This is a genomic window from Staphylococcus sp. FW104-15G4D (assembly GCF_058790135.1).
In genome coordinates this window covers 1-3,530 of sequence record NZ_JBYTCH010000012.1, presented here as the reverse complement: position 1 = coordinate 3,530, position 3,530 = coordinate 1, and the positions used below count along the sequence as shown (strand labels likewise).

The following is a 3,530-nucleotide window of genomic DNA, read 5'->3' as shown; positions in this document are numbered from 1 at the left end:
TTAGGTAATAATGTTTCAACATTACTGGTAGTTTGAGTTGATTTTTTCTTTAATTCTCTATGATGATTTTCACTAGAATCAAGTAACAGCAAGGTATGGCCTGTAGGAGCTGTATCTACAATGACGTAATCCATGTCGTCTTGATTCTCCATAATGTCACTAAAGGCTTTGAAAAATGCTATTTCTTCTGTACAAGGTGATTTTAAATCTTCCATAATATAATCAATATCGTCTTGTGGTGTATCATCATTCACTGTGGCTAGTACTTCTTTTTTATACTTTTCTAATGCTTGTTCTTCATCAATATAAGCAGTATTTAAATTACTTGTAGTTTCAACATTAATTTCTTTAGTAGGGTCAGTAGTTGCTAAAAGAACACGATATCCTTTATTAGATAACGTTGTAGCTAATTGCGTTGCTACTGTCGTTTTACCAACGCCACCTTTTCCCATTGTAAATAAATATTGAACTTTACTATTTTCAATTTCATCGATTAATTTATTGAATTGCGGATGATCTTCAACAATAAAGTCATCATTTAATAGATTAGTTAAATTTTCTATACCTTCTTCTTTCTGATTTTTATATGGAACGTAATAAGCATGATTGTTATTTAACCATTCAGTAAAATGATTAATGTTTTTATCTTGTTCCGATTTCATCTGACTCGAAATTAAACCGTGACTTTCTTCTATATAGTTGTTAATGATTACTTTGAATTTAGAAATTGACAGTTGTTGTAATTCTTGTTGCGCTCTTTGAATTTCATATATAGAAGAGTGAGTAGGTCTCGCAACTAACATCATGGTCGTATCATCTTGGTTACGTAGTTTTTCAAGTGCTGAATTATATTTAACTCTATTTTCATTTAAACCTGATAATTGACCTAAGCAAGAAGCGTCATTACTCGTTGTATTTAAATAATCTGTCCATGCAGAAGGTAATTCAAGCATTCTCAAAGTGTGACCTGTGGGAGCTGTATCAAATATAATGAAATCAAATTCTTGTTCTAAAGTTTTATCGGATAAAAAATTTGTAAATTCATTAAATGCTGCTACTTCAACTGTACATGAACCACTTAACTGTTCTTTCATTTCAGCAAGCACATCTTCTGGTAGAATACCCTCATAAGGTTCTATAGATTGTGCTTTATAATCGTCTGCAGCAACAATCGGGTCGAAATTGGCTATAGAGAGATTAGGTATAGGTTGATATTTAGTTAATTTATTAGATAATTCCATTTGAAATACATCTTGTAAATTACTAGCTGGATCAGTACTTACTAAAGCTACTTTCTTTCCATTCTCTGCTAAGTTTAAAGCAATAAAACTTGATATCGTTGTTTTGCCTACGCCACCTTTACCAGTAAAAAACAAATATTTTGTTAACTCAATGTTATCTAAATTCAATTTATTTAAGTATTTAACAGCATCCATTTCCACCACAGCATCCTCCATTTCTCATTTGATTAACTGTAATAATTTCATCGGCTTCTTCTTGGGTAATATAAGCGCCCGTTTTAGCTATACCGCCTTCTATAAAAGTGATTGGTAAAACTTCATCACCTTTTTCTTGAATTAAACGAATAACTTCTTGATTTTTAATGAATTCATTCGGATTATTATTCATATTATAACGTTGAACTTCTATTTGATTTTGCTTTAAATATTCATTGATTTGGTTCGCTTTTATTAGTGTTTCATCCGGTTCTGGACCACATACTCCAGTAGAACAGCACATAGCTTCTTCGTATATTTCAATATTTAACATTATACTCACCTCATTAATTAATTTGCGATTATAGATTAACATCTATATAGATTGGTGTCTATGTTATTGTTTGAGTTTTAAAAATTTTACTAAATTTAATTCTTAATAATACAATTTATAAAAAAATTATTTTAATATTTCTGTGAGAAATACCTAAGTTTATGTAAAATCATAGTTTTTTTCTTGCGATAATATAGATATTGATTTATATTTAATACATCAAAAAAAATTGATGTATTAAATGATATAAAACTACGTTGACAATAAGGAGGCGTGCTTGATTGCGAGTAAACCATGCAAGTACTTTAACTGTGGGTTATTTTGTAAGTTATTTAAATCTTGTTATGCTATCAAGAGAAATCAATTTAAAAGAAGCTACAATATATATGGAAAAGGAGTTCTTTAAAGGGAACATTAATCAGTATGGCGAATCAACAAAAAATGACTATAAACAAGCAATTCAAGAATTGAAGTAAAGATAATATAAACTCAATGAAATATTATAAAAAGGATGGTCTTTTATGGAAGTTATCAAAGCAAAGACTGATATGAGTGAAGATCAACAATTTGACTTTTATGAAAATATGTTTAATGCACTTGCCGATAAAATCAGATTAAAAATACTAAATCAAATTAGCCAAAGCTTCAATAAATCATTATGTGTATGTGATTTAGAAGAGTTATTAGATATAAAACAATCTAAACTTTCTTATCATTTAAAAAAATTAGTAGATGCAAATGTTCTTATTGCTGAAAAGCATGGCACATGGAATTATTATAAAATTAATGAGCAGCAAATACAGGTTGTTTTAAATGAAGATACTTGTTGTAAGATATTATGAGTATCTTCTTTTAATACAAAACAGATCGATTTTTTTTGATTAATTAATCAAAAAAAGTTGATTAAAGAAATTCGGAGGCGTTATACTGATGTTAGATTCAATTATAGAATTCATAAAAACATTTGTGATGTTGTTTTTTGAATTATTAATACTATTCATCATCGTGAGCTTTATTGTAAGTATAATCCAGCAGATAGTTTCAGAAGAAAAAATAAAACACTTTTTAAGTAAACCTAATCAAGCTATTAATTATATTTTGGGAATGGCTTTTGGTGCGATGACACCATTTTGTTCTTGTTCTACAATTCCTATACTTGCAGGTTTATTAAATTCTAAAGTTCCATTTGGCCCTGCAATGAGTTTTTTAATTGCGTCACCTTTAATGAATCCATTAATGATATTTATGTTATGGGCCTTATTAGGTTGGAAAGTTGCAATAGTTTATTTTATTGTACTAGCAATCTTTAGTATCTTAACAGGTTTTGTATTTTCAAAAATGAATTTAGCTGAAACTTATAAAGGTGTAAATGTTAAAGGCGATGGGTTTTTCGCTAATAAAAATGGATCTCGTTTTAAACAAGCATTAAATGATGCGTGGGCATTTTTATATCCAATGCTTCCTTACCTATTTATTGGTGTATTTATTGGAGCGTTCATATATGGATTTGTACCCGAAACATTTATTACTAAATATGCGAGTGGAGGTGACATTATATCCGTATTTATTGCTTCTATTATAGGTATTCCTATGTATATTAGACCTGAAACAATGTTACCTATAGCTGAAGCATTAGCTTCAAAAGGAATGTCGCTTGGGACAGTTGTTGCTTTGATCATTGGTGGTGCTGGTGCAAGTATTCCAGAAGTTGTATTATTATCGAAACTATTCAAGAAAAAATTTGTAATCTCATTCGTTAT

The 3,530-nt window shown here is 29.2% G+C and carries 5 protein-coding genes; 3 read left to right on the top strand and 2 right to left on the bottom strand.

Annotation, left to right across the window (positions count from 1 at the left end; translation table 11 throughout):
- The coding region (gene arsA / locus AC3WQX_RS11955) for an arsenical pump-driving ATPase (RefSeq protein WP_492740325.1) at nt 1-1,436 on the bottom strand (1,436 nt) is incomplete at its 3' end.
- On the bottom strand, nt 1,423-1,770 hold the full coding sequence (arsD, locus tag AC3WQX_RS11950; protein WP_037541281.1) for an arsenite efflux transporter metallochaperone ArsD: 348 nt from the start codon (nt 1,768-1,770) through the stop codon (nt 1,423-1,425). The genes arsA and arsD, both read right to left, overlap by 14 nt.
- A 281-nt stretch (nt 1,771-2,051) precedes the next feature.
- On the opposite strand from arsD, the gene AC3WQX_RS11945 reads away from it, so the two are divergent.
- The 3 genes from AC3WQX_RS11945 to AC3WQX_RS11935 all read left to right on the top strand — a co-directional run.
- Nucleotides 2,052-2,246, top strand: a complete 195-nt coding sequence (locus AC3WQX_RS11945; protein ID WP_492740323.1) for a hypothetical protein — start codon at nt 2,052-2,054, stop codon at nt 2,244-2,246.
- 45 nt (nt 2,247-2,291) lie between these two features.
- Nucleotides 2,292-2,612, top strand: coding sequence for an ArsR/SmtB family transcription factor (locus AC3WQX_RS11940; RefSeq protein ID WP_002449352.1), 321 nt, complete (start codon nt 2,292-2,294; stop codon nt 2,610-2,612).
- Nucleotides 2,613-2,700: 88 nt separating this feature from the next.
- Nucleotides 2,701-3,530, top strand: an 830-nt coding sequence (locus tag AC3WQX_RS11935) for a permease (RefSeq protein WP_492740322.1), incomplete at its 3' end; no start/stop codon positions are given.

Bases quoted from the DNA above. Each gene is read 5' to 3' on its own strand.
- arsD (WP_037541281.1), bottom strand. From the start codon at position 1,770: ATGTTAAATATTGAAATATACGAAGAAGCTATGTGCTGTTCTACTGGA.
- AC3WQX_RS11940 (WP_002449352.1), top strand. From the start codon at position 2,292: ATGGAAGTTATCAAAGCAAAGACTGATATGAGTGAAGATCAACAATTT.